Source organism: Maridesulfovibrio salinus (assembly GCF_055394525.1).
In genome coordinates this window covers 3,852,109-3,873,891 of the sequence record NZ_AP042461.1, presented here as the reverse complement: position 1 = coordinate 3,873,891, position 21,783 = coordinate 3,852,109, and the positions used below count along the sequence as shown (strand labels likewise).

At 49.8% G+C, this 21,783-nt stretch carries 33 protein-coding genes; all 33 read left to right on the top strand.

What is annotated here, in order from left to right:
* The first annotated feature begins 56 nt into the window (after positions 1–56).
* The 33 genes from rpoC to rplQ all read left to right on the top strand — a co-directional run bounded on the left by rpoC (position 57) and on the right by rplQ (position 21,727).
* Positions 57–4,214, top strand: coding sequence for a DNA-directed RNA polymerase subunit beta' (gene rpoC, locus ACZ5PW_RS17840; protein ID WP_464556213.1), 4,158 nt, complete (start codon positions 57–59; stop codon positions 4,212–4,214).
* Positions 4,215–4,367: 153 nt separating this feature from the next.
* Positions 4,368–4,739 (top strand): 30S ribosomal protein S12, encoded by a 372-nt coding sequence (rpsL, locus tag ACZ5PW_RS17835; RefSeq protein ID WP_015851063.1) that lies wholly within the window; start codon positions 4,368–4,370, stop codon positions 4,737–4,739.
* A 26-nt stretch (positions 4,740–4,765) separates the two neighbouring features.
* Entirely contained in the window at positions 4,766–5,236 is a 471-nt protein-coding gene (rpsG, locus tag ACZ5PW_RS17830) for a 30S ribosomal protein S7 (protein WP_464556210.1), read from the top strand.
* A 57-nt stretch (positions 5,237–5,293) separates the two neighbouring features.
* Positions 5,294–7,315 (top strand): elongation factor G, encoded by a 2,022-nt coding sequence (fusA, locus tag ACZ5PW_RS17825; protein ID WP_464560451.1) that lies wholly within the window; start codon positions 5,294–5,296, stop codon positions 7,313–7,315.
* 249 nt (positions 7,316–7,564) lie between these two features.
* Complete coding sequence (rpsJ, locus tag ACZ5PW_RS17820; RefSeq protein WP_015851066.1) at positions 7,565–7,882, top strand: 30S ribosomal protein S10; 318 nt, start codon at positions 7,565–7,567, stop codon at positions 7,880–7,882.
* A gap of 13 nt (positions 7,883–7,895) precedes the next feature.
* Positions 7,896–8,528 (top strand): 50S ribosomal protein L3, encoded by a 633-nt coding sequence (gene rplC, locus ACZ5PW_RS17815; RefSeq protein WP_464556208.1) that lies wholly within the window; start codon positions 7,896–7,898, stop codon positions 8,526–8,528.
* 11 nt (positions 8,529–8,539) lie between these two features.
* The gene (gene rplD / locus ACZ5PW_RS17810; RefSeq protein WP_464556206.1) at positions 8,540–9,160 is read left to right on the top strand and encodes a 50S ribosomal protein L4; all 621 of its coding nucleotides are present in this window, start codon (positions 8,540–8,542) and stop codon (positions 9,158–9,160) included.
* Positions 9,161–9,162: 2 nt separating this feature from the next.
* A complete protein-coding gene (gene rplW / locus ACZ5PW_RS17805) occupies positions 9,163–9,453 on the top strand; it encodes a 50S ribosomal protein L23 (RefSeq protein ID WP_464556204.1) in 291 nt (96 codons plus the stop codon).
* 3 nt (positions 9,454–9,456) lie between these two features.
* Positions 9,457–10,287, top strand: a complete 831-nt coding sequence (gene rplB / locus ACZ5PW_RS17800) for a 50S ribosomal protein L2 (RefSeq protein ID WP_464556202.1) — start codon at positions 9,457–9,459, stop codon at positions 10,285–10,287.
* Between the two features lie 9 nt (positions 10,288–10,296).
* The gene (gene rpsS, locus ACZ5PW_RS17795) at positions 10,297–10,578 is read left to right on the top strand and encodes a 30S ribosomal protein S19 (protein ID WP_015851071.1); all 282 of its coding nucleotides are present in this window, start codon (positions 10,297–10,299) and stop codon (positions 10,576–10,578) included.
* Positions 10,579–10,591: 13 nt separating this feature from the next.
* A complete protein-coding gene (rplV, locus tag ACZ5PW_RS17790; RefSeq protein ID WP_464556199.1) occupies positions 10,592–10,924 on the top strand; it encodes a 50S ribosomal protein L22 in 333 nt (110 codons plus the stop codon).
* A 9-nt stretch (positions 10,925–10,933) separates the two neighbouring features.
* Positions 10,934–11,575 carry a 30S ribosomal protein S3 gene (gene rpsC, locus ACZ5PW_RS17785; protein ID WP_464556196.1) on the top strand — a complete coding sequence of 214 codons (642 nt, stop codon included), beginning with the start codon at positions 10,934–10,936 and terminating at the stop codon, positions 11,573–11,575.
* On the top strand, positions 11,575–11,988 hold the full coding sequence (gene rplP / locus ACZ5PW_RS17780) for a 50S ribosomal protein L16 (RefSeq protein WP_464556194.1): 414 nt from the start codon (positions 11,575–11,577) through the stop codon (positions 11,986–11,988). The genes rpsC and rplP overlap by 1 nt, the downstream gene beginning before the upstream one ends.
* 1 nt (position 11,989) lies before the next feature.
* Entirely contained in the window at positions 11,990–12,184 is a 195-nt protein-coding gene (gene rpmC, locus ACZ5PW_RS17775) for a 50S ribosomal protein L29 (protein WP_464556192.1), read from the top strand.
* A gap of 3 nt (positions 12,185–12,187) precedes the next feature.
* Positions 12,188–12,454: a 30S ribosomal protein S17 gene (rpsQ, locus tag ACZ5PW_RS17770; RefSeq protein WP_464556190.1), complete on the top strand. Its 267-nt coding sequence runs from the start codon at positions 12,188–12,190 to the stop codon at positions 12,452–12,454.
* A gap of 10 nt (positions 12,455–12,464) precedes the next feature.
* On the top strand, positions 12,465–12,833 hold the full coding sequence (gene rplN, locus ACZ5PW_RS17765; protein WP_464556188.1) for a 50S ribosomal protein L14: 369 nt from the start codon (positions 12,465–12,467) through the stop codon (positions 12,831–12,833).
* Between the two features lie 25 nt (positions 12,834–12,858).
* Positions 12,859–13,176, top strand: a complete 318-nt coding sequence (gene rplX / locus ACZ5PW_RS17760; RefSeq protein WP_464556186.1) for a 50S ribosomal protein L24 — start codon at positions 12,859–12,861, stop codon at positions 13,174–13,176.
* A gap of 9 nt (positions 13,177–13,185) precedes the next feature.
* Positions 13,186–13,725, top strand: coding sequence for a 50S ribosomal protein L5 (rplE, locus tag ACZ5PW_RS17755; RefSeq protein ID WP_464556184.1), 540 nt, complete (start codon positions 13,186–13,188; stop codon positions 13,723–13,725).
* An 11-nt stretch (positions 13,726–13,736) separates the two neighbouring features.
* The gene (locus ACZ5PW_RS17750) at positions 13,737–13,922 is read left to right on the top strand and encodes a type Z 30S ribosomal protein S14 (protein ID WP_015337847.1); all 186 of its coding nucleotides are present in this window, start codon (positions 13,737–13,739) and stop codon (positions 13,920–13,922) included.
* 15 nt (positions 13,923–13,937) lie between these two features.
* Positions 13,938–14,321 (top strand): 30S ribosomal protein S8, encoded by a 384-nt coding sequence (gene rpsH / locus ACZ5PW_RS17745; protein ID WP_464556181.1) that lies wholly within the window; start codon positions 13,938–13,940, stop codon positions 14,319–14,321.
* A gap of 12 nt (positions 14,322–14,333) precedes the next feature.
* Positions 14,334–14,870, top strand: coding sequence for a 50S ribosomal protein L6 (gene rplF / locus ACZ5PW_RS17740; RefSeq protein WP_464556178.1), 537 nt, complete (start codon positions 14,334–14,336; stop codon positions 14,868–14,870).
* Between the two features lie 12 nt (positions 14,871–14,882).
* Entirely contained in the window at positions 14,883–15,242 is a 360-nt protein-coding gene (gene rplR, locus ACZ5PW_RS17735; RefSeq protein WP_464556176.1) for a 50S ribosomal protein L18, read from the top strand.
* Positions 15,243–15,258: 16 nt separating this feature from the next.
* Positions 15,259–15,750: a 30S ribosomal protein S5 gene (gene rpsE, locus ACZ5PW_RS17730; RefSeq protein WP_464556175.1), complete on the top strand. Its 492-nt coding sequence runs from the start codon at positions 15,259–15,261 to the stop codon at positions 15,748–15,750.
* A 12-nt stretch (positions 15,751–15,762) separates the two neighbouring features.
* Positions 15,763–15,936 carry a 50S ribosomal protein L30 gene (rpmD, locus tag ACZ5PW_RS17725; protein ID WP_464556173.1) on the top strand — a complete coding sequence of 58 codons (174 nt, stop codon included), beginning with the start codon at positions 15,763–15,765 and terminating at the stop codon, positions 15,934–15,936.
* Positions 15,933–16,379 (top strand): 50S ribosomal protein L15, encoded by a 447-nt coding sequence (gene rplO / locus ACZ5PW_RS17720; protein WP_421901153.1) that lies wholly within the window; start codon positions 15,933–15,935, stop codon positions 16,377–16,379. The genes rpmD and rplO overlap by 4 nt, the downstream gene beginning before the upstream one ends.
* A gap of 3 nt (positions 16,380–16,382) precedes the next feature.
* On the top strand, positions 16,383–17,693 hold the full coding sequence (secY, locus tag ACZ5PW_RS17715) for a preprotein translocase subunit SecY (protein WP_464556172.1): 1,311 nt from the start codon (positions 16,383–16,385) through the stop codon (positions 17,691–17,693).
* A gap of 6 nt (positions 17,694–17,699) precedes the next feature.
* Complete coding sequence (gene map, locus ACZ5PW_RS17710) at positions 17,700–18,467, top strand: type I methionyl aminopeptidase (RefSeq protein WP_464556170.1); 768 nt, start codon at positions 17,700–17,702, stop codon at positions 18,465–18,467.
* A gap of 190 nt (positions 18,468–18,657) precedes the next feature.
* Positions 18,658–18,771, top strand: a complete 114-nt coding sequence (rpmJ, locus tag ACZ5PW_RS17705; protein ID WP_015851088.1) for a 50S ribosomal protein L36 — start codon at positions 18,658–18,660, stop codon at positions 18,769–18,771.
* Positions 18,772–18,783: 12 nt separating this feature from the next.
* Entirely contained in the window at positions 18,784–19,155 is a 372-nt protein-coding gene (gene rpsM, locus ACZ5PW_RS17700; RefSeq protein ID WP_464556168.1) for a 30S ribosomal protein S13, read from the top strand.
* Positions 19,156–19,226: 71 nt separating this feature from the next.
* The gene (gene rpsK, locus ACZ5PW_RS17695; RefSeq protein ID WP_464556166.1) at positions 19,227–19,616 is read left to right on the top strand and encodes a 30S ribosomal protein S11; all 390 of its coding nucleotides are present in this window, start codon (positions 19,227–19,229) and stop codon (positions 19,614–19,616) included.
* A gap of 18 nt (positions 19,617–19,634) precedes the next feature.
* Positions 19,635–20,261: a 30S ribosomal protein S4 gene (rpsD, locus tag ACZ5PW_RS17690; RefSeq protein ID WP_464556165.1), complete on the top strand. Its 627-nt coding sequence runs from the start codon at positions 19,635–19,637 to the stop codon at positions 20,259–20,261.
* 13 nt (positions 20,262–20,274) lie between these two features.
* On the top strand, positions 20,275–21,315 hold the full coding sequence (locus tag ACZ5PW_RS17685) for a DNA-directed RNA polymerase subunit alpha (protein ID WP_464556163.1): 1,041 nt from the start codon (positions 20,275–20,277) through the stop codon (positions 21,313–21,315).
* The gene (gene rplQ / locus ACZ5PW_RS17680; RefSeq protein WP_464556160.1) at positions 21,305–21,727 is read left to right on the top strand and encodes a 50S ribosomal protein L17; all 423 of its coding nucleotides are present in this window, start codon (positions 21,305–21,307) and stop codon (positions 21,725–21,727) included. The genes ACZ5PW_RS17685 and rplQ overlap by 11 nt, the downstream gene beginning before the upstream one ends.
* Positions 21,728–21,783: the final 56 nt, after the last annotated feature.

Genomic DNA, 21,783 nt, shown 5'->3' with positions numbered 1-21,783 from the left:
CGGGGTCTAAAAAGACCCCGCGACTTGATAAACCTTTTCATGTAAGGGGTACATTAATGAGTCTGGACGAACTGTTCACTATGCGTAGAACATCCGGTGCAGGCCTCGCAGGACGCGGCCTCAAAGGTATTCAGATTTCCATTGCTTCTCCCGAGAAGATCCGTGAGTGGTCTTTCGGCGAAGTCAAGAAGCCCGAGACAATCAACTACAGGACCTTCAAGCCGGAAAGAGACGGTCTTTTCTGTGCTAAAATTTTCGGGCCTGTAAAGGATTATGAGTGCAACTGCGGTAAATACAAACGTATGAAGCACCGCGGCATTGTTTGTGAGAAATGCGGTGTTGAAGTTATCGCATCCAAAGTAAGACGTGAACGCATGGGACACATTGAGCTCGCAGCTCCTGTGGCCCATATCTGGTTCCTGAAAACCCTTCCTTCCAAGATCGGTACCCTGCTGGATATCACCATGGCCGACCTGGAGAAGGTTCTGTACTTTGATTCTTATATTGTGCTCAATCCGGGTGAAACTCCGCTCAAGCAGTACCAGATCATTTCAGAAGACCAGTATTTTCAGGTGATCGACCACTATGGCGAAGAAGCCATTGAAGTTGGTATGGGTGCGGAAACCATCAAAGGACTGCTGGCGCAGATTGATATGCCGGCGCTCAGGCATGAACTGCGTGAAGAGTCATTGACCACACGCAGCCAGACCAAGAAGAAAAAGCTCACCAAACGACTTAAGATCGTTGAAGCTTTCCTTGAGTCTGGAAACGATTGCCAGTGGATGATCATGGATGTTATCCCTGTAATTCCGCCCGAGCTGCGTCCCCTTGTTCCTCTTGATGGCGGACGTTTTGCAACGTCTGACCTTAACGATCTTTACCGTCGTGTAATCAACAGAAACAACCGCCTCAAGCGTCTTATTGAGCTCGGTGCTCCTGACATCATCATCCGCAACGAAAAGCGCATGCTGCAGGAATCCGTTGACGCACTCTTCGACAACGGCCGCCGTGGCCGTGCCATTACCGGTACTAACGGTCGTCCTCTCAAGTCCCTGTCTGATATGATCAAGGGTAAGCAGGGCCGTTTCCGTCAGAACCTTCTTGGTAAACGTGTCGACTACTCTGGTCGTTCTGTTATTGTTGTTGGTCCCAAGTTGAAACTGCACCAGTGCGGTCTTCCCAAGAAGATGGCTCTGGAGCTGTTCAAGCCTTTCATTTACGCTGAGCTTGAGCGCAGGGATATTGCCACAACAATCAAGAGCGCGAAGAAAATGGTCGAGCGTGAGGACCTGGTTGTATGGGATATTCTCGATGATGTTGTCCGTGAGTACCCCATTATGCTGAACCGAGCTCCTACTCTGCATAGACTCGGTATCCAGTCTTTCGAGCCGACTCTGGTTGAAGGTAAGGCAATTCAGCTTCACCCGCTGGTATGCTCCGCCTACAACGCTGACTTTGACGGTGACCAGATGGCGGTTCACGTTCCTCTTTCTGTGGAAGCACAGGTTGAGTGTCGTGTTTTGATGATGTCTTCAAACAATATCCTGTCCCCGGCTAACGGACAGCCCATCATCAACCCCTCTCAGGACATCGTGCTCGGGCTTTACTATCTGACCGTTGAGCGTTCCTTTTCCACAGGCGAGGGCATGGTTTTCACAGCTCCCTGGGAAGTTATTACCGCGCTTGATTCCGAAGTGGTCAGCATGCACGCACGCATCAAAGTCAAGGTCGACGGAGAGCTGGTAGAAACCACCCCGGGACGTATTCTCGTTGGTGAGCTTCTTCCTGAAGGAATGGGATTTGAGAATGCCAACGTGGTGATGACCAAGAAGAATATTGCCAAGCTGGTATCAAACGCTTACCGCACATCCGGCAGTAAAGCGACTGTCATTCTTTGCGACCGTCTCAAAGACCTCGGCTATGAGCATGCAACCCGTGCTGCTGTAACTATCGGTGTTAAGGACCTGACCATTCCGGCTAAAAAGGCTGGTCTCCTTGATGCTGCTTACGCAGAAGTCGAAGATATTGAGGCTCAGTACCGCGAGGGTATCATTACCCGTACTGAGAAGTACAACAAAGTTGTCGACGTCTGGACTAAAGTCACCAACGATGTCTCCTCTGAGATGACTCATGAAATGTCTACCGACATCATGACGGATCCCAAGACAGGCAAGCAGGTGACCAACTCCAGCTTTAACCCGGTCTTCATGATGGCTCACTCCGGGGCTCGTGGTAACCAGGACCAGATGCGTCAGCTCGCAGGTATGCGTGGTCTGATGGCGAAACCGTCGGGTGAAATTATCGAGACTCCGATTACTTCTTCCTTCCGTGAAGGACTTTCGGTTCTCCAGTACTTTATTTCAACTCACGGTGCTCGTAAGGGTCTCGCGGATACCGCGCTCAAGACTGCAAACTCCGGTTACCTGACTCGTCGTCTGGTTGATGTTGTTCAGGATGTAACTGTATCCGAACACGATTGCCGCACTGTTGATGGTCTTGAACTCACTCACTATATCAAGGGTGGGGAGATCAAGGAACGTCTGTCTGAGAAGGTTCTTGGCCGCGTAACCATTTACGATGTTGTCAAGGAAGATACCGGCGAAATTCTTATCCCCGCAGACTCAATTATCGATGAACAGGGCGCTAAGATTATTGACGAAAACGGTATCAACTCCATGACTGTCCGTTCGCCCCTGACCTGCCGCTCCAAGCATGGTGTTTGCGCTATGTGCTATGGTCGCGACCTTGCCCGCGGGCATCTGGTCAACGTTGGTGAAACCGTCGGAATTATCGCTGCCCAGTCAATTGGTGAACCGGGAACACAGCTCACAATGCGTACCTTCCATATTGGTGGTACCGCGAGCCGTGAAATTCAGCAGTCATCTTTTGAAGCACAGCATAACGGTTCCGTTGTTCTGAACCGCATGCGCTCGGTCCGTAACGTTGATGGCCACCAGATGGTTCTGGGTAAAAGCTGTCAGGTCGGTATTGTTGACGAGCAGGGTAGAGAACGTGAAAAATATGTTCTTCCCCTTGGTGCAAAACTTTACGTTGAAGAAGGGCAGCAGATCACACAGGGAACTATGCTGGCCGAGTGGGATCCGCTCTCTGAGCCCTTCATCACAGAAGTAACAGGTACGGTTAAATTCACCGATATGGTTGAAGGTAAGACCTATCAGGAACGTATTGACGAAGCCACAGGACAGGCTACCTACACAATTACTGAATACCGTACTACCAACTTTAAACCTTCACTCTCCATCTGCGGTGAAGACGGTGAACCTCTGGTTCGTCCCGGCTCCACTCTCAAGGCGGTTTACTCACTGCCCGTAGGTGCGATTCTGATGGTTAAAGACGGTAATGTCGTTAATGCTGGTGACATTATCGCGCGTAAACTCCGCGAAACCTCAAAGACCAAGGACATTGTTGGTGGTCTGCCGAGAGTTGCGGAGCTGTTTGAAGTGCGCAAACCCAAGGAACTTGGAATCATTTCGGAGATAGATGGTGTGGTCTCCTATGGACCCGAATCCAAAGGCAAGCGCAAAATTATTGTTACCCCTGAAATTGGTGAATCCAAAGAATATCTCGTGCCTAAGGGCCGCCATATCACAGCTCAGGAAGGCGACTTTGTCGAAGCCGGCGACCTGATGACTGAAGGTCTGCCCGAACTGCATGATATCCTCAAGGTTAAAGGCGAGAAATACCTCGCACGTTTCCTCGTGGAAGAAATTCAGGATGTTTACCGTTTCCAGGGTGTTGGAATTAACGATAAGCACATCGAAGTTATTGTCCGCCAGATGCTCAAGAAGGTCAGCGTTGTTGATCCTGGTGAAACCCATTTTCTGGTGGGTGAGCAGGTGGACAAACAGCGGTTTATGGAAACCAACCAGGATGCCGTTGCCAACGGGCTTAAGCCCGCTACTGCCCAGACTCATGTGCTGGGTATTACTCAGGCCTCACTTTCAACCGCCTCCTTCATTTCGGCAGCATCATTCCAGGAGACGACTAAGGTTCTTACCGAGTCTTCTCTGTGCGGCAAGAAGGACTATCTGCGCGGCTTGAAAGAAAACGTTATCGTTGGACGTCTGATACCGGCAGGTACCGGTTTCCGTAAATATGCACGGACAGATATTGTCGTTCCCGACCAGCCTGAACGTGCTGATAAGTTCCTTGAGGAACTTGAAGAAGAACCGCTGCTAGTTAACGAAGGATAGTGCAGCGCAATAACGCAGACAGCATTTTGCGGGCAGGTAGTTGCAGCCTGATCCGCAAGTGTGACCAGAATGTATCCAATTTGTACTTGACAAAACGGAAATTTTTGGTCTAACTGCGTCGGTCTTTGCAATAAAATAAAATTTGGAGGGTTCATGCCAACCATCAATCAGCTTATAAGAAAAGGGCGTGAAAAGCAGCTCAAGCGTAAGAAGACTCCTGCGCTTCAGGCTTGCCCCCAGCGCCGTGGCGTGTGCACTCGCGTGTACACCACCACCCCTAAAAAGCCTAACTCCGCACTGCGTAAGGTCGCTCGTGTGCGTCTGACCAATGCTATCGAAGTAACTGCATACATCGGTGGTGAGGGTCATAACCTTCAGGAACACTCCGTGGTACTCATCCGCGGCGGTCGTGTAAAAGACTTGCCCGGTGTTCGTTACCACATTGTTCGCGGCTCCCTCGACACCGCCGGTGTTGCAGATCGTCGCCAGGGTCGTTCCAAGTACGGCGCAAAGCGTCCTAAATAGCATTAAATTCCAAGGAGTATACCAATATGCCTCGTAAAGGTCCGGTACCCAAAAGACAGATTCTTCCAGATCCGGTATACGGCTCTCAGCTTGCAACCAAGTTCATGAATAGACTCATGTACGATGGTAAGAAGAGTGTGTCTGAAAATATATTCTACCAAGCTCTTGAATTCCTCGGTGACAAAACCCAGGAAGATCCCATCAAGGCTTTTGAAAAGGCAGTGGAAAACGTTAAGCCTCATGTGGAAGTTAAGTCCCGCCGTGTAGGTGGTGCAACTTATCAGGTGCCCGTTGAAGTCCGCCCCGACCGTCAGGTTTCCCTGGCGATCAGATGGCTGATCAACTACGCACGTTCCAGAGGAGAGAAGGGCATGGTTGCTCGTCTTAGCGGTGAGTTCCTCGATGCTTACAACAAGCGTGGCGGAGCTGTGAAGAAAAAGGAAGACGTCCATCGTATGGCCGAAGCCAACAAGGCTTTTGCTCACTACCGTTGGTAATCGGAGTTCAAAGTGCCTAGAAAGGTTGCAAGAGATAAACAGCGCAACATTGGTATCATGGCCCACATTGATGCGGGTAAGACTACCACTACAGAGCGCATTCTGTTCTATACTGGTGTTTCTCATAAGATCGGTGAGGTTCATGACGGCGAAGCTACCATGGACTGGATGGTTCAGGAACAGGAGCGTGGTATCACCATTACCAGTGCTGCTACCACCTGTATGTGGAAAGATCACCGCATCAATATCATCGACACCCCCGGCCACGTTGACTTTACCATGGAAGTCGAGCGCGCTTTGCGTGTTCTTGATGGTGCTGTTGCTGTATTTGATGCAGTAGCAGGTGTTGAGCCTCAGTCTGAAACCGTATGGCGCCAGGCAGACAGATACAAAGTTCCCCGTATGGCTTTCGTCAACAAGATGGACCGTATCGGCGCAGACTTCTTCCGTTGCGTTGAAATGCTCAAGGACCGTCTCGGCGCCAAGGCCGTTCCTCTCCAGATTCCCATCGGAGCTGAAGATGAATATCAGGGTGCAGTAGACCTCATTACCGGTAAGGCTTTTATCTATACTGACGTTATGGGCAAGGATTACTCTATTGAGGAAATCCCTGCTGATATGATGGATCAGTATGAAGCCATGCGTCTTGAGCTTATCGAAGCCATTGCTGAAGAAGACGAAGAACTTCTCGATAAATATCTCGGCGGTGAAGAACTCACCCCCGAAGAAATTATTAAAGGGATCCGCGCAGCAACTATCAACCTGACCATCTGCCCTGTTCTTTGCGGTACCGCATTCAAGAACAAAGGTGTTCAGCCTCTGCTTGACGCAGTTGTTGATTATCTGCCTTCCCCGCTTGATGTTAAGGCTATCGTAGGTATCGATCCTCACACCGAAAAGGAAATTCCTTGCCCCTGTGATGACGATCTGCCTCTCGCAGCTCTTTCTTTCAAGCTTATGACCGACCCCTTTGTAGGACATCTTACCTTCCTGCGTCTCTACTGCGGTAAGATCGAGTCCGGTGCTACTTTCATCAACGGTGCTACCGGCAAGAAAGAGCGTATCGGTCGTCTTCTGAAGATGCATGCTAACAAGCGTGAAGAAATCAAGGAAGCATACGCAGGGGACATCGTTGCTGCTGTCGGCCTTAAAAACATGGCCACCGGTGACACTCTTTGTGAAATGAAAAATGCCGTTGTACTCGAGTCTCTCGATATTCCTGAACCGGTTATCGAGGTTGCGATCGAACCCAAGACCAAAGCTGACCGCGATCTGCTCAGCCAGGGTCTTGCCAAGCTCGCAAAAGAGGACCCCTCTTTCCGCGTAAAGGGCGATGAAGAAACTGGTCAGACTTTGATCTCAGGCATGGGCGAACTTCACCTTGAAGTTATCGTCGACCGCCTGCTCCGCGAGTTCAACGTTAACGCTAATGTCGGCGCACCTCGCGTTGCCTATCGCGAAACCATCACCAAGGCAGTCGAGTCTGATCTCAAATATGCCAAGCAGTCTGGTGGTCGCGGTCAGTATGGTCACGTTGTGGTTACCATCGAGCCGAACAAAGAAAGCGAATACGAATTCAAAGATGAAATTAAGGGTGGCGTAATTCCCAAGGAATACATCCCCGCAGTTGACCGTGGTATTCACGATGCAATGAAAAACGGCGTTATCGCCGGCTTCCCGCTCGTGGATATTAAGGCAACACTTACTTTCGGTTCCTACCACGATGTTGACTCCTCCGAGCAGGCTTTCTACATCGCTGGTTCTATGGCGCTGAAAGATGCAGTTAAAAAAGCTGCTCCGCAGTTGCTCGAGCCTATCATGGCTGTTGAAGTTGTTACTCCTGAAGAGTACCTCGGAGACGTCATGGGCGACCTTAACGGTCGTCGTGGTCGTATCGGCAGCATGGATTCCCGCGCTAACGCGCAGGTTATCAAGTGTGATGTTCCTCTTAGCGAAATGTTCGGTTATGCAACCGACCTTCGCTCCAAGACTCAGGGACGTGCTACTTTCACCATGCAGTTCGACCACTACGAGCCTGTTCCCGCTTCCATCGCCGAAGAGCTGATCAATAAAAATTAGACTAATTTTAATATTAATCTTGTTTTTTGCTTGACAGCTAGGCTGAAAAAGCAATATACCTCCCGGACCCCATAGTGTTCGGGAGGTTCTCATTTTTTACGGGAACCGCCCCGTGAAACCACAGAGATAAGGTATAAGGTCCGGCATGCTGGCTGGACGACCATACCAGGCCGGGAAGGTGTTACCTCACAAGCCTTCTTACCGTTGCAAGTAAATGGCCGTCTCTGAATTTAATTAGGAGAAATTGACATGGTTTCTATGACTAGTGATCGTATCAGGATCAAGCTCAAGGCTTACGATTACCGTATCCTTGATAAAGCAGTTACCGAGATTGTGGATACTGCCCGCAACACCGGAGCTGCTATCGCAGGACCCATTCCTCTGCCCACTCAGATCAGCCGTACTACCATTCAGCGTTCTGTACATGTAGACAAAAAGTCTCGTGAGCAGTTTGAAATGCGGATCCACAAGCGTCTGCTTGACATTCTTGAACCCACCCAGCAGACCGTTGACGCGCTTGGCAAGCTCAGCCTGCCTGCTGGCGTTGACGTTGAAATCAAGCTCTAGGGAGGGATTCAACATGGCAAAAACTATCGGTTTACTCGGTAAAAAACTGGGCATGACCCGCGTCTTCGCAGATGATGGATCTATTGTGCCCGTTACTGTACTCGAAGTAGGTCCCTGTCCTGTTATGCAGGTCAAGACCGAAGAGAAGGAAGGCTACAACGCCATCCAGCTCGGCTACGATGCTCTCCCCGAGCGCAAGGTTAACAAGCCCGCTAAAGGTCATCAGGAAAAAGCCGGTAAAGGCTTCTACCGCCACCTTCGTGAGTTTCCCCTTGAGTCTGTAGCTGACTATGAACTGGGCCAGGAAATCTCCGTGGACATCTTTGCCGCAGGTGAAAAGGTTAAAGTAACCGGCACCTCCAAGGGTAAAGGTTTCCAGGGTGTAATGAAGCGTTGGAACTTCGCAGGTTCCCGCGCATCCCACGGTGCTGAAAAGGTACACCGTTCTCCTGGTTCCATCGGCCACGCTACTTTCCCTGGTAAAGTCTTCAAAGGCAAAAAAATGCCCGGTCAGATGGGTAATGAACGCGTTACTGTTTCCAACATCGAAATTGTAGACGTTCGCGCCGAGGAAAACGTTCTCGTGGTTAAAGGACAGGTTCCCGGACCCAAGAACGGCTTGGTGATGATCCGTAAGACCAGCTAGAGGAATAAAAAATGGCTACCATTACTATATATGATCAAACTAAAAAGGAAGTCGGGAGCATGGATCTTGCTCCGGAAGTATTTGAAGTTCCGGTCAAGCCCGAAATCCTGCACCTCGTAGTGCGTTCCCAGCTTGCAGCCAAGCGCCAGGGTACTCATGCCACCAAGACTCGTGGTATGAAACGTGGCGGTGGCGCAAAGCCCTGGCGCCAGAAAGGCACCGGTCGCGCACGTGCAGGCTCCACCCGTTCACCTCTGTGGCGTGGTGGTGGAACCGTATTCGGTCCCCAGCCCCGTGACTACTCCTTCAAGGTTAATAAAAAGGTCCGCCGTCTTGCTCTTAAGATGGCTCTCACCGCCAGATACAGCGAAGAAAAGCTGATGGTTGTGAAGAATATCGACCTTCCCGAGATCAAGACCAAGCTCTTCGCAGAAGTAGCAAAAGATCTGGGTCTCGAAAAAGCCTTGATTGTTGTCAAGGACGCAGATACCAAACTCCTCCTTTCTGCGAGGAATATACCCGGCATTAAGCTCATCTCTGCCGATCAGCTGAATGTTTATGACATTCTTAAAGCTCGTCAGCTGGTGATGCTTGAGAACGCAGCTCAGGACCTGCAGGAGAGGTTGAAATAGTCATGGACTATACTCAGATTCTTATCAAACCGGTCATTTCGGAAAAGGCCACTGACATCAAAGAATCCTCCAATCAGGTAACATTCTTTGTGCTGCCTTCTGCCAACAAGACTGAAGTCAAGAAAGCAGTTGAATCCGCTTTCGACGTTAAGGTTGATTCCGTACGTATCGTACGCAAAAGACCTGGTCTCCGCAGAAAGTTCGGCCGTGTTGTCGGTAAAGAGTCCGGCTACAAAAAAGCTTACGTTAAGCTTTTTGAAGGCGAAAAAATCGAATTCTTCGAAGGAGTTTAAGAGATGGCTACTCGTAAACTGAAGCCGACCTCCCCTGGTCGCCGGTTCCAGACTATCTCCACCTTTGAGGAGATTACCAAGTCTACTCCGGAAAAGTCTCTTACCAAAGGGCTTACCAAGAAGGCCGGTAGAAACAACAACGGCAGGGTTACTTCCCGTCGTCGTGGCGGTGGCGTAAAGCGTCTTTACCGTATCATCGACTTCAAACGTAACAAGGTTGAAGTACCTGCAACTGTTGCATCAATCGAATATGATCCCAACAGAAGCGCCCGTATCGCTCTGCTCAATTATGCAGACGGTGAAAAGCGCTATATTCTCGCTCCCGTTGGACTCAACAAGGGCGATAAGGTTCTCGCTGGAGAAAAAGCCGATATTAAACCCGGCAACGCACTCCTGCTCAAGAACATCCCTGTTGGTACTATCGTTCACAATATCGAATTGTACCCCGGAAAGGGCGGCCAGTTCTGCCGCGCTGCCGGAACCTATGCACAGCTCATCGCAAAAGAAGGCAAATACGCACTGCTGCGTATGCCCTCCGGTGAAGTGCGCAAGGTTCTCGCTACCTGTTGTGCCACTGTTGGTCAGGTTGGAAACATCCACCACGAAAACATCACCCTTGGTAAAGCAGGACGTAACCGTTGGCTCGGTCGCAGACCTCAGGTCCGCGGTGTAGCAATGAACCCGATCGATCACCCCCTCGGTGGTGGTGAAGGTCGCAGTTCCGGTGGCAGACACCCCTGTTCTCCGTGGGGTATGCCTGCTAAGGGATACAAGACCCGCAGTAAGAAGAAACCTTCTTCCAAGCTCATCGTTAAACGCCGCGGGCAGAAGTAGGAGACTGTAATGCCAAGATCACTGAAAAAAGGCCCGTTTATTGACGATCATCTGCTTAAAAAGGTCGTAAAAGCTCAGGAATCAGGTGACCGCAAGGTTATTCAGACCTGGTCCCGTCGCTCCACTATCATTCCCGAAATGGTAGGTCTGACCTTCGCAGTACATAATGGCCGCAAGTTTATCCCTGTATTCGTGACCGAAAACATGGTAGGACACAAATTGGGTGAATTCTCCCCGACCCGCACCTACTACGGCCACGCTGCGGATAAGAAAAGCAAGGCCAAACGCTAGAAGGTGTTGAGCAATGGAAGCAAGAGCTATTGCAAAATATATGCGCATCTCCCCTAGGAAGGTGCGTCTGGTAGCGGAAAACATCAAGGGAAAGCCTGTTGAGGAAGCCCTCAACATTCTGAAGTTCACTCCCAAAAAGGGTGCTGAAATGCTCAGTAAAGTGCTTTACTCTGCTGTAGCTAACGCTGAGCAGATTCCCGGAGTGGATGTTGACACTCTTCGCGTGGACACCGTCAAAGTTGACGAAGGTCCCACTTGGAAGAGGATTCAGCCCAGGGCTATGGGTCGTGCGTATCGCATTCGCAAGCGCACAAGCCATATAACCATCGTAGTTAAAGAAATGTAGGGTAGTGTCATGGGTCAGAAAGTACATCCATACGGCTTCAGACTTGGATACACCAAGAACTGGCTTTCCAGATGGTTCAGCAGCAAGGACTATCCCGCTTTCGTCTACGAAGACGACAGCATTCGTAAATATGTAAAAGAGAAGCTCTATCACGCAGGCCTCTCCAAGATCGAAATTGAACGTGCCGGCGGTAAGATCCGTCTTATCCTGCACACTGCACGTCCCGGTATCATCATCGGACGTAAAGGCGTTGAGATCGAGAAGCTCCGTGAAGACCTTCGTAGAAAATTCAATAAAGAATTCGCTCTCGAAGTAAGTGAAATCCGCCGTCCTGAAACCGACGCGCAGCTCGTTGCAGAGAATATCGCTCAGCAGCTCGAGCGCCGTGTGGCTTTCCGTCGCGCGATGAAGCGCATTGTGGGCCTCGCCCAGAAGTTCGGCGCAGAGGGTATTAAAGTGGCTTGTGCCGGTCGTCTTGCCGGTGCTGAAATCGCACGTACCGAATGGTACCGCGAAGGTCGCGTACCCCTTCAGACTCTCAGAGCTGACATCGACTATGGTGTAGCAAGAGCAAACACCACCTACGGTGTCATCGGCATCAAGGTCTGGATCTTCAAAGGTGAAATTCTTGACCATGAGGTGGACCAGTAATGTTATCACCTAAGAAAGTTAAATTCCGTAAGCGTCAGAAAGGTCGCTTGAAAGGTAAAGCCCAGCGCGGTTCCACAATCGCATTCGGTGATATCGCTATCAAGACTCTGGAACACGGAAAGCTCAGCAACAACCAGATCGAAGCAGCTCGTGTCGCTATCATGCGTCACATCAAGCGTGGCGGTCAGGTATGGATCAGGGTTTTCCCCGACATGCCTATCACTGCCAAGCCTGCTGAAGTCAGACAGGGTAAAGGTAAAGGTTCCCCGGTCGGTTGGGTTGCCCCGGTTAAACCCGGTCGCATCCTCTACGAAGTAAAGGGCGTTGATATCGAACTGGCCAAAGAAGCTTTGGTTCGTGCATCTCACAAACTTCCTGTCAAGACTGCTATTGTAGTTAAGGAGGAATTGTAAAATGAAAGCCAAAGAACTTCGTGAACTCGACAGCGCTGCTCTTAACGAGAAGCTTGCTGAAGCTCGTAAAGAGCTCTTCAACCTTCGTTTCCAGCACGCTACTGCTCAGCTGGAAAACACCCAGAAGCTTTCCGATGTCAAAAAAGACATCGCTAAGATTCTCACCGTGCAGCGTGAAAAGGAACTGGGAGCATAAGCCATGGCAGAGCTTAATCTGAAAGGAAACAGGCGTGTGCAGACCGGCGTGGTTATCTCCAACAAGGGTGACAAGACTATTGTCGTTCGCGTTGAGACCCTCGTAAAGCACCCCCTGTATAAAAAATTCATTCGTCGTCACACCAAATTCATGGCACATGATCCGTCCAATGAATGCAGTATCGGCGATAAGGTACAGATTGTTGAATTCCGCCCCCTTAGCCGGCGCAAAAGGTGGCATTTAGATAAAATACTGGAAAAAGCAGTTTAGGGGATAAGCTATGATTCAGGTAGAATCCAAACTTGACGTAGCAGATAACTCTGGTGCCAAAAAAGTCGCCTGCCTCAAGGTACTTGGTGGCTCCAAGAGACGCTACGCCAGTGTCGGAGACATTATTGTGGTTTCCGTTAAGGAAGCGATGCCCCATTCCAAAGTGAAGAAGGGCGCTGTGATGAAAGCTGTCGTTGTTCGTACCAAGAAAGAAATTGGTCGCCCCGATGGTTCTTACATCAAGTTCGACAATAACTCTGCCGTTCTTCTGAACAACTCTAATGAACCTCTCGGGACCCGTATTTTCGGCCCCGTAGCAAGAGAACTCAGAGCCTCCGGCTTCATGAAGATTGTTTCTCTCGCTCCTGAGGTTCTGTAATCCTTATCACAAGAAGGTAAACGGCATGAACAAGATACATGTTGATGACAAAGTAATGGTCATCGCCGGCAAGGATAAGGGGAAGATCGGTAAGGTCCTCAAGATTAACCGCAAAAAGGATACCCTCCTTGTTGAGCAGGTGAATATGGTTTCCAGGCACACAAAGCCTAATCCGTATGCAAACCAGCCCGGCGGTATTGTTGAGAAAGAAGCCCCTGTTCACATTTCCAACGTCCAGGTTGTGTGCCCCGCGTGCACAAAATCAACCAGGGTTGGAGTTCGTGAGACCGAAGACGGAAAGAATGTCCGTTTTTGTAAAAAATGTAACGAAATCATCGACTAGGGTTTTGCGATGACACGTCTCGAAAAAATATACACGGACAAGGTCGCCCCGGCTCTCAATAAGGAGTTCGGGTACAAGAGTTCGATGGAGATTCCCGGTATCAAGGCTATCTCTTTGAATATCGGACTCGGTGAAGCAAGCCAGAACTCAAAGCTCATTGATGGCGCTGTTGAAGAACTGACTGCAATTGCAGGCCAGAAAGCAGTCGTCACCAGAGCAAAAAAGTCAATTGCAGCTTTTAAACTGCGTGAAGGAATGCCTGTAGGTTCCCGTGTTACTCTTCGTAGAGAACTCATGTGGGACTTTCTGGACAAGCTGATTAGCTTTGCTCTTCCTCGCGTCCGCGACTTTCGCGGAATTCCTGACAAAGGCTTCGATGGCCGCGGCAACTTCACCCTGGGAATCAAGGAACTGACTATCTTTCCTGAGATTCAGCTCGACAATGTCGAGATAACTAAAGGGATGAACGTGACTATCGTCACCTCCGCTAAAACAGATAAAGAAGGCAAGATGCTCCTCGAGCTTCTTGGTATGCCCTTCAAGAAATAGGAGGATTCGTTTTGGCCAGGACAGCTTTGAAAGTTAAGGCGAAGCGTAAGCCCAAGTTCAAGGTGCGCGAATATAACAGATGCCCCATCTGCGGACGTCCTCGTGCATTCCTGCGCAAATACGGCATCTGCCGTATCTGCTTCAGGGAAAAAGCCCTTGCGGGTGAACTTCCCGGCGTGCGTAAAGCCAGCTGGTAATATAAGGAGTTTAAAATGCCTGTTGTCGATCCTATCGCCGATATGCTGACCCGTATCCGCAATGCTTACGGTGCTTACCATAAGACCGTGACCATTCCCGGGTCAAAAATTAAAGCAGCTATCGCCGGGATTCTTAAGGAAGAAGGTTACATCAACGATTACTCTGTTGAAGAGCGTGATATTACCGTTACCCTTAAGTATGTTGATGGAAAAGCCCTTATTAGTGGCATGAAGAAAATCAGCACTCCCGGACGTCGCGTTTTTGTAGGCGTTGAAGATATTCCCTCCGTTCTTAACGGACTCGGGATTTGCATAATTTCCACTTCCAAGGGTGTTGTTGACGGCGTTAAAGCCAAAGAGCTTAACGTTGGCGGCGAACTCTTGTGTGAAATCTGGTAGAGAGGTTTTATTATGTCCAGAATTGGAAAAAAACCTATTGAAATACCTGCCGGAGTGGAAGTTACTGTTGGTACTGACGTGGTTTCCGTAAAGGGCCCCAAAGGTACTATCACCACCCCGGTTCACCCCATGGTCAGCTTCACTGTTGCTGACAATGTGGTCGAGGTGAAGAGGTCTGGCGATTCCCGCCAGGAGCGTGCACAGCACGGCCTGCACCGTTCACTGCTTGCCAACTGCGTTGAAGGAGTCTCTAAGGGCTTCTCCAAAACACTGGAAGTAGTAGGTGTCGGTTACAAGGTTAACGTTCAGGGTAAAAATGTTGTTCTCAATGTTGGATACTCTCATCCCGTTAACTTTGAACTTCCTGCCGGGATTGAAGCCACCGCAGAGGGCACCACTAAACTCACCATCAGCGGCGTAGACAAGCAGCTCGTTGGTGAGGTTGCCGCTCAGCTTCGTCGTGTACGTCCGCCAGAGCCTTATAAAGGCAAGGGCGTCAAGTACATTGATGAACAGATCAGACGTAAAGCCGGTAAGTCCGGTAAATAGTAGGGTATAGCCATGAAAATGACTAAAGAACAGGCAAGACAGCGTAAAAAGATCCGCATCCGCAAGAAAATCAGCGGAACCGCAGATCGTCCGCGTCTTGTAGTATTCCGTTCAAATAAGCACATCTACGCTCAGCTCGTGGATGATCTCATTGGCAAAACCGTTACCGCTTCCTCTTCCAAGGGCCTCGCAAAAGACGGTGAAGCTTCTAAGCTCACCTGCGAGACCGCAGCAGCTGTCGGTAAAGACATTGCTGCCAAGGCAAAGGAACTCAAGATCGAGAAGGTCGTTTTCGACCGTAGCGGTTATATATATCACGGCCGAGTTAAGGCTCTGGCAGACGGCGCTCGTGAGGGTGGCCTGAAATTCTAAACTTATGGGAATATCCATGGAACAGAATGATCTGGGTCTGATTGAAAAAATCGTTTACCTCAACCGAGTCGCTAAAGTTGTGAAGGGCGGTAGAAGGTTTTCCTTCAGTGCCCTGGTTGTGGTAGGTGACGGTAATGGTCAGGTCGGTTTCGGACTTGGTAAGGCAAATGAAGTACCTGAAGCTATCAGAAAAGCTTCAGAGAAAGCCCGTAAGGAAATGATTTCCGTTCCTCTGCTGGACGGAACTCTTCCCTACGAAGTCCTCGGCCGCTACGGTGCCGGACGCGTAATGCTTAAGCCCGCATCCAAGGGTACCGGTATCATCGCCGGTGGTCCCGTACGTGCGGTGCTGGAAGTTGTAGGCGTACACGATATCCTTACCAAGGCTATCGGCACCAACAACCCGCATAACGTCCTTCGCGCGACTATCGCCGGACTTGCTTCCCTTCGCAGTGCTGATGAAGTATCTCAGCTCCGTGGGAAGAAAGTCGAGACTCCCAGAAAGTAGGAGGACAGGATTATGCTTAAGGTTAAACTCGTACGCAGCATGATCGGCTGCAATCCCAAGCAGCGTGCCACTTTGAAGGCACTGGGACTGCGCAAGATCAGACAGGAAAAAAGCTTTGATGATTCCCCCGTTGTTCGCGGTATGATCAGAAAAGTTGAGCACCTTGTGGAGGTAACTGAATCATGAGGCTGCACGAAATATATCCGTTCCAAGAGGAACGTAAGAATCGCAAGCGCGTAGGTCGCGGCGGTGGCTCTGGCTGGGGTGGAACCTCCGGTAAGGGTCACAAAGGTCAGAACGCCCGCTCCGGCGGCGGCGTCCCCGCCTGGTTTGAAGGTGGGCAGATGCCTCTGGCTCGTCGTCTTCCCAAACGCGGTTTCAAGAATCCCTTCCGCGAAGAGTACGTAGCTCTTAACGTTGGTCAGATTCTTGGTGCTTTCGAAGGCAAGACTGAGATTTCCCTTGAAGACATTTACGAAAGAGGCCTTTGCAAAAAAGGTGCTCTCGTCAAAGTCCTCGGTATGGGAGAAGTAAGTGCTGCTGTTACCATCGAAGCACACCGCTTCAGCGCATCCGCGACTGAAAAAATCACAAAGGCAGGTGGTACTGCCAAAGCCTTGGAAGGATAAAACGTGGCATTGTCTGGCGTTGATAATCTTTCCCGCATGCCGGAACTGAAGAAAAAGATCTTCTGGACTTTTCTTCTTCTGGCTGTCTACCGGGTCGGGATTCATATCCCGGTCCCGGGCGTAGACAGTGCAGCATTGGCCGATTTCTTTGAGAGTGTTTCCAACACTCTCTTCGGTCTTTTTGACATGTTCTCCGGTGGCGGGTTGCGTAACTTGTCCATATTCGCGTTAGGGATCATGCCCTATATCTCCGCGTCTATTATCATCCAACTTCTTAATGTAGTTAGTCCTGAACTCAAGCGGCTCAGTCAAGAAGGGGCTCAGGGACGCAAGAAGATTACTCAGTACACCAGGTACGCAACTGTAGCGATTACAATCGTTCAGGGTTTCGGTATCGCAATTGGTCTTGAAAGTATGACCAGCCCCACTGGAGCCCCTGTTGTACTGGAAGCAGGATGGGCCTTCAGGCTTATCACCATCCTGACCCTGACAGCCGGTACTGTCTTCCTGATGTGGCTCGGTGAGCAAATGACTGAGAAAGGCATCGGAAACGGTATCTCCATGATCATATTTGCCGGTATTGTTGCGGGACTGCCTTCCGCTATTTTCAATACCGTGAGACTGATGCAGGCAGGTGAAATCACCTTGTTCCTGCTTATTTTCATTTTGGCATTCATGATCGCGATCCTGGCTTTTATCGTTTTTATGGAGCGTGGGCAGCGCAGAGTACCCATCCATTATGCCAAGCGTATGATGGGTCGTAAAATGATGGGCGGGCAGACTACACACCTGCCGCTGCGAATCAACACTGCCGGTGTTATTCCCCCTATTTTTGCGTCCAGTATTTTGATGTTTCCCGCAACTCTGGCCAACTTCTCCAATAATGAATGGTTGTCCCAGATTTCCGCGTATTTTACGCCGGATTCCATTGTTTACAACATCATCTTTGTCGCTCTGATCATCTTTTTCTGCTATTTCTACACCGCGATCATTTTCGATCCCAAAGGAATTTCGGAAAATATTCAGAAGCAGGGCGGCTTTATCCCCGGTATCCGTCCCGGCGCCAGAACCCGCGAGTATATTGACCGCATTCTTGCCAGGATTACTCTCTGGGGATCCCTGTACGTTGCAGCTATCTGCGTACTGCCCATGATTCTCATTTCTCAGCTTAATGTTCCTTTCTACTTCGGTGGAACCGCACTGCTCATTGTTGTCGGTGTGGCCATGGACTTTATGGGTAAAGTAGAATCCTACATGATTTCCCGTCAGTACGAAGGACTCATGGGTAAGGGCAGTAAGATTAAAGGCAGGTAGGTTGCGTTGAAAAAGTACAGAGGTATATACCTCAAAAATGACAAGGAGATTGGCCTCATGCGTGAGGCCAATCGTCTTGTTTCTGTGATACTGGATATGCTTGGAGAAGCAATCAAGCCTGGTATCACAACCATGAGCCTGGAAGATATCGCCTGCAAGGCTTGTGAAGGTTTCGGTGTCGAACCGGCTTTCAAAGGTTACCATGGGTTTCCGTTTGCCCTCTGCTGCTCCGTGAATGAAGAGATTGTTCACGGTTTTCCTTCTGAAAAACGGGTTTTGAGTGAAGGCGATATTGTCAGCATTGACATGGGCGTCATTTATCAGGGATTTTATGGGGATTCAGCCCGGACATACCCTGTAGGTGAGATCGAAGAAGGTACTTCAAGGCTTCTTGACGTCACTCGTGAATCGCTGATGAAAGGGATTAAACAGGCAGTTCCGGGCAACAGCCTCTATGATATTTCCAGGGCAGTTCAGGAATATGCCGAAGGCGAAGGCTTCGGTGTAGTAAGAAGATTTGTAGGACACGGAATTGGCCGCAATCTTCATGAAAAACCTGAAGTGCCTAACTTTGTTCCTTCCGGTCTACCCGGTGTGCAACTCAAGAGCGGGATGGTCCTGGCCATTGAACCGATGGTTACACAGGGCAGCCATGACATCGAAATTCTCGATGACAAATGGACTGCGGTTACCAAGGACAGGAAGCTGTCCGCCCACTTTGAGCATACCGTTGCCATAACCGTTGACGGACCTGTAATTCTGAGTCGGTCATAAATTTTGAAAGTGTTACTTCTAAGGGTTGATTTTTATAAAATGCTCTTGTAGAGTACACGTCTTGAATTTCGCGGCAACGAAAGACTGGCATGGATTTGACTGCCTTTTAGCCAGGCAGTAGATGCATTTTGGCCCCGACCGGCTAGCTCCCGGTTCAAGAAACTGTTAACTGCATTATTTGGAGACGGTCATGAAAGTAAGACCATCTGTTAAGAAGATTTGTCCCAAATGCAAAGTAATCAGACGCAAGGGCGTGCTGCGGGTTATTTGTGACAACCCCAGACACAAGCAGCGTCAAGGATAGAGAGGTATAACTGTGGCTCGTATCGCTGGAGTAGACCTTCCGAAGAACAAGCGTTTGGATATTGCACTGACTTACATCTTTGGTGTAGGTCGTACTACCGCTCTCAAGATCCTGGATACTGTTGGTATCGACTGGACACTCAAAACTGATGACCTCAGTGGTGACCAGGTTAATACCATCCGTAAGGAAATTGAAGATAATCACAAAGTTGAGGGTGACCTCCGTCGTGCTCAGGTCGCTGATATCAAGCGCCTGATGGACATCGGCTGTTACCGTGGACTCCGCCATCGTCGCGGACTGCCCGTACGCGGTCAGAGCTCCAAGACCAACGCAAGAACTCGCAAAGGTCCCCGACGCTCTGTAATGAGCAGGAAGAAGAAATAATATAATCCGCAGTTTTCAGACCATGTGAAAGGTCTTCGCTGCTGATATAAATTCATTCTGGAGAGAATGGTATGGCTAGACCTCGCCGTTCCGGCAAGAAAAAAGAGAAAAAGAATGTTCCCGCGGGCATAGCCCACGTTAAAGCAACATTCAATAATACCATCATTACCTTCACTGACCTGAAAGGTAACGTGATCAGCTGGGCTACTTCCGGTGCATCCGGTTTCAAGGGTTCCAGAAAATCCACTCCTTTCGCTGCTCAGGTAGCTGCTGAAACAGCTGCAAGGAAAGCTCAGGACCAGGGTATGCGTACCGTTGGTATTTTTGTCAAAGGCCCCGGCTCCGGTCGTGAAGCAGCAATGCGCGCAATCGGTAACGTCGGTATGAAGGTCAGCTTCATTCGCGATATCACACCCATCCCGCACAACGGCTGTCGTCCGCCGAAACGCCGCAGGGTTTAATTACGAAGGAGTAGAACCTTGGCCAGATATACTAAAGCAAAATGCAGACTGTGCCGCCGTGAAGGTGAAAAACTTTTCATCAAAGGCGACCGCTGCTACACTGATAAATGTTCATATGAGCGTCGTCCTTATGCTCCCGGTATTGCCGGTCGCATGAGAAAGAAAATGAGTGACTACGCAATTCAGCTGCGTGAGAAGCAGAAAGTGCGTCGCATGTACGGTGTCCTCGAAGGGCAGTTCCGCAGCTACTTCAAGCGCGCGGACTCCATGAAGGGTGTTACCGGTGCAAACCTGCTCATGCTTCTTGAAACACGCCTTGACAACGCTGTTTACCGTCTTGGATTTGCCAACTCTCGCAGTCAGGCTCGTCAGCTCGTGAAACACGGCATCTTTAAACTTAACGGTAGACGTGTTAACATTCCTTCCATGCACGTGAAGCCCGGTGATGTTGTTGAGGTTCGTGAAGAATCCCGCAAGATCCCCGTGATCATGGAAGCACAGGAAGTTATCGCACGTCGCGGCTGCCCCGAGTGGCTCGAAGCTGATGGTGCAAACTTCAAAGGTGAAGTTAAAGCGATGCCGACAAGGGAAGATATCCAGTTCCCTATCAACGAGCAGCTGATTGTCGAGCTGTACTCCAAATAAGAAGGATTAGTGCATGCTTATTCAAGACGGTGACAAACTCATCAACACCCGCAACTGGGCCGAGCTGGTCAAGCCGGAACAGCTTGTGCGTGACCCCAAGTCTAACGAGCTTTACGGTAAGTTCATCTGTGAACCCCTTGAGCGCGGATTTGGTACAACCATCGGTAACTCTCTTAGAAGAGTTCTGCTCTCCTGCATGCAGGGTGCTGCCGCGGTTGCTGTAAAGATCGAAGGAGTTCAGCACGAATTCACCACCATTGAAGGTGTGATGGAAGATGTGACTGAGATTGTTCTGAACATCAAGCAGATCAGATTCGCAATGACTACCGATGAACCCCAGTTTATTACTCTAAAAGTTAATAAGCAGGGCGCCGTCACCGCAGCTGATATTCAGGAAAACCAGAACGTCAAAGTCCTCAATCCTGAGCAGATTATTGCGACTCTTTCCGAGCAGATGGAACTTGAAATGACTTTCGAAGTGCGTATGGGCAAGGGCTATGTTCCTGCTGAAATGCATGAAGGTCTTGTCAATGAGATTGGTCACATAATCCTCGACTCCAGCTTTTCTCCCATCCGTAAGGTCGCTTACAGTGTGGAGCAGGCTCGTGTGGGTCAGATGACCAACTATGACAAGCTCGTAATCGAAGTCTTTACTGACGGTTCCGTTACCCCTGAGGATGCTATTGCTTACAGCGCTAAAATCCTCAAGGAGCAGCTCTCCGTATTCATCAACTTTGATGAAATGGGATCCGAGCAGGAAGAGTCAAAAGAAAGTACCCTCGACCTGAACCCCAATCTGTTCAAGTCCATTGACGAACTCGAACTTTCTGTTCGTGCTACAAACTGCCTCAAGGCTGCCAACATTCGTATTGTTGGTGAGCTCGTGCAGCGTACCGAGCAGACCATGCTTAAAACCAAGAATTTCGGACGTAAGTCTCTTGACGAAATCCGCAGGGTTCTTGACAGCATGGATCTCAAGTTTGGCATGGTCCTCGAGGATTTCGATAAAAAGCATCAGGAATGGCTGAAGAGGAAAGAGAAAAATGAGGCATAGAAAGTCCGGAAGAAAGTTCAACAGAAGCAATTCCCACAGGAAGGCCATGTTGAGAAACATGGTTCGCTCTCTGCTGACCTACGAACATATCCGTACCACCGAGCCCAAAGCAAAGGAACTGAGAAGCTCTGTTGAAAAGCTGATCACCCTTGCTCTTCGCAATGACCTGCACTCTCGCCGTCTTGCATATAAGACCCTCGAGAATCACGGTCTTGTTAAAAGGCTCTTCGATGAAATCGGCCCCCGCTACAATGGCGGCGGCGGTGGTTACACCCGTATCATCAAGCTTGCTGAGCCCCGTAAAGGTGACTGCGCTCCCATGTGCATCATCGAGCTCACCAAGCGTGCCGAGGAAGCTGCTGTTGAAGCTGCTCCCGCTGCAGAGGCTCCCGCTGTGGAAGCTGAAGCTTAGGCATTTATTAATGCGCATTAAAAAGGGCGGAACTTGTTCCGCCTTTTTTTTGATCT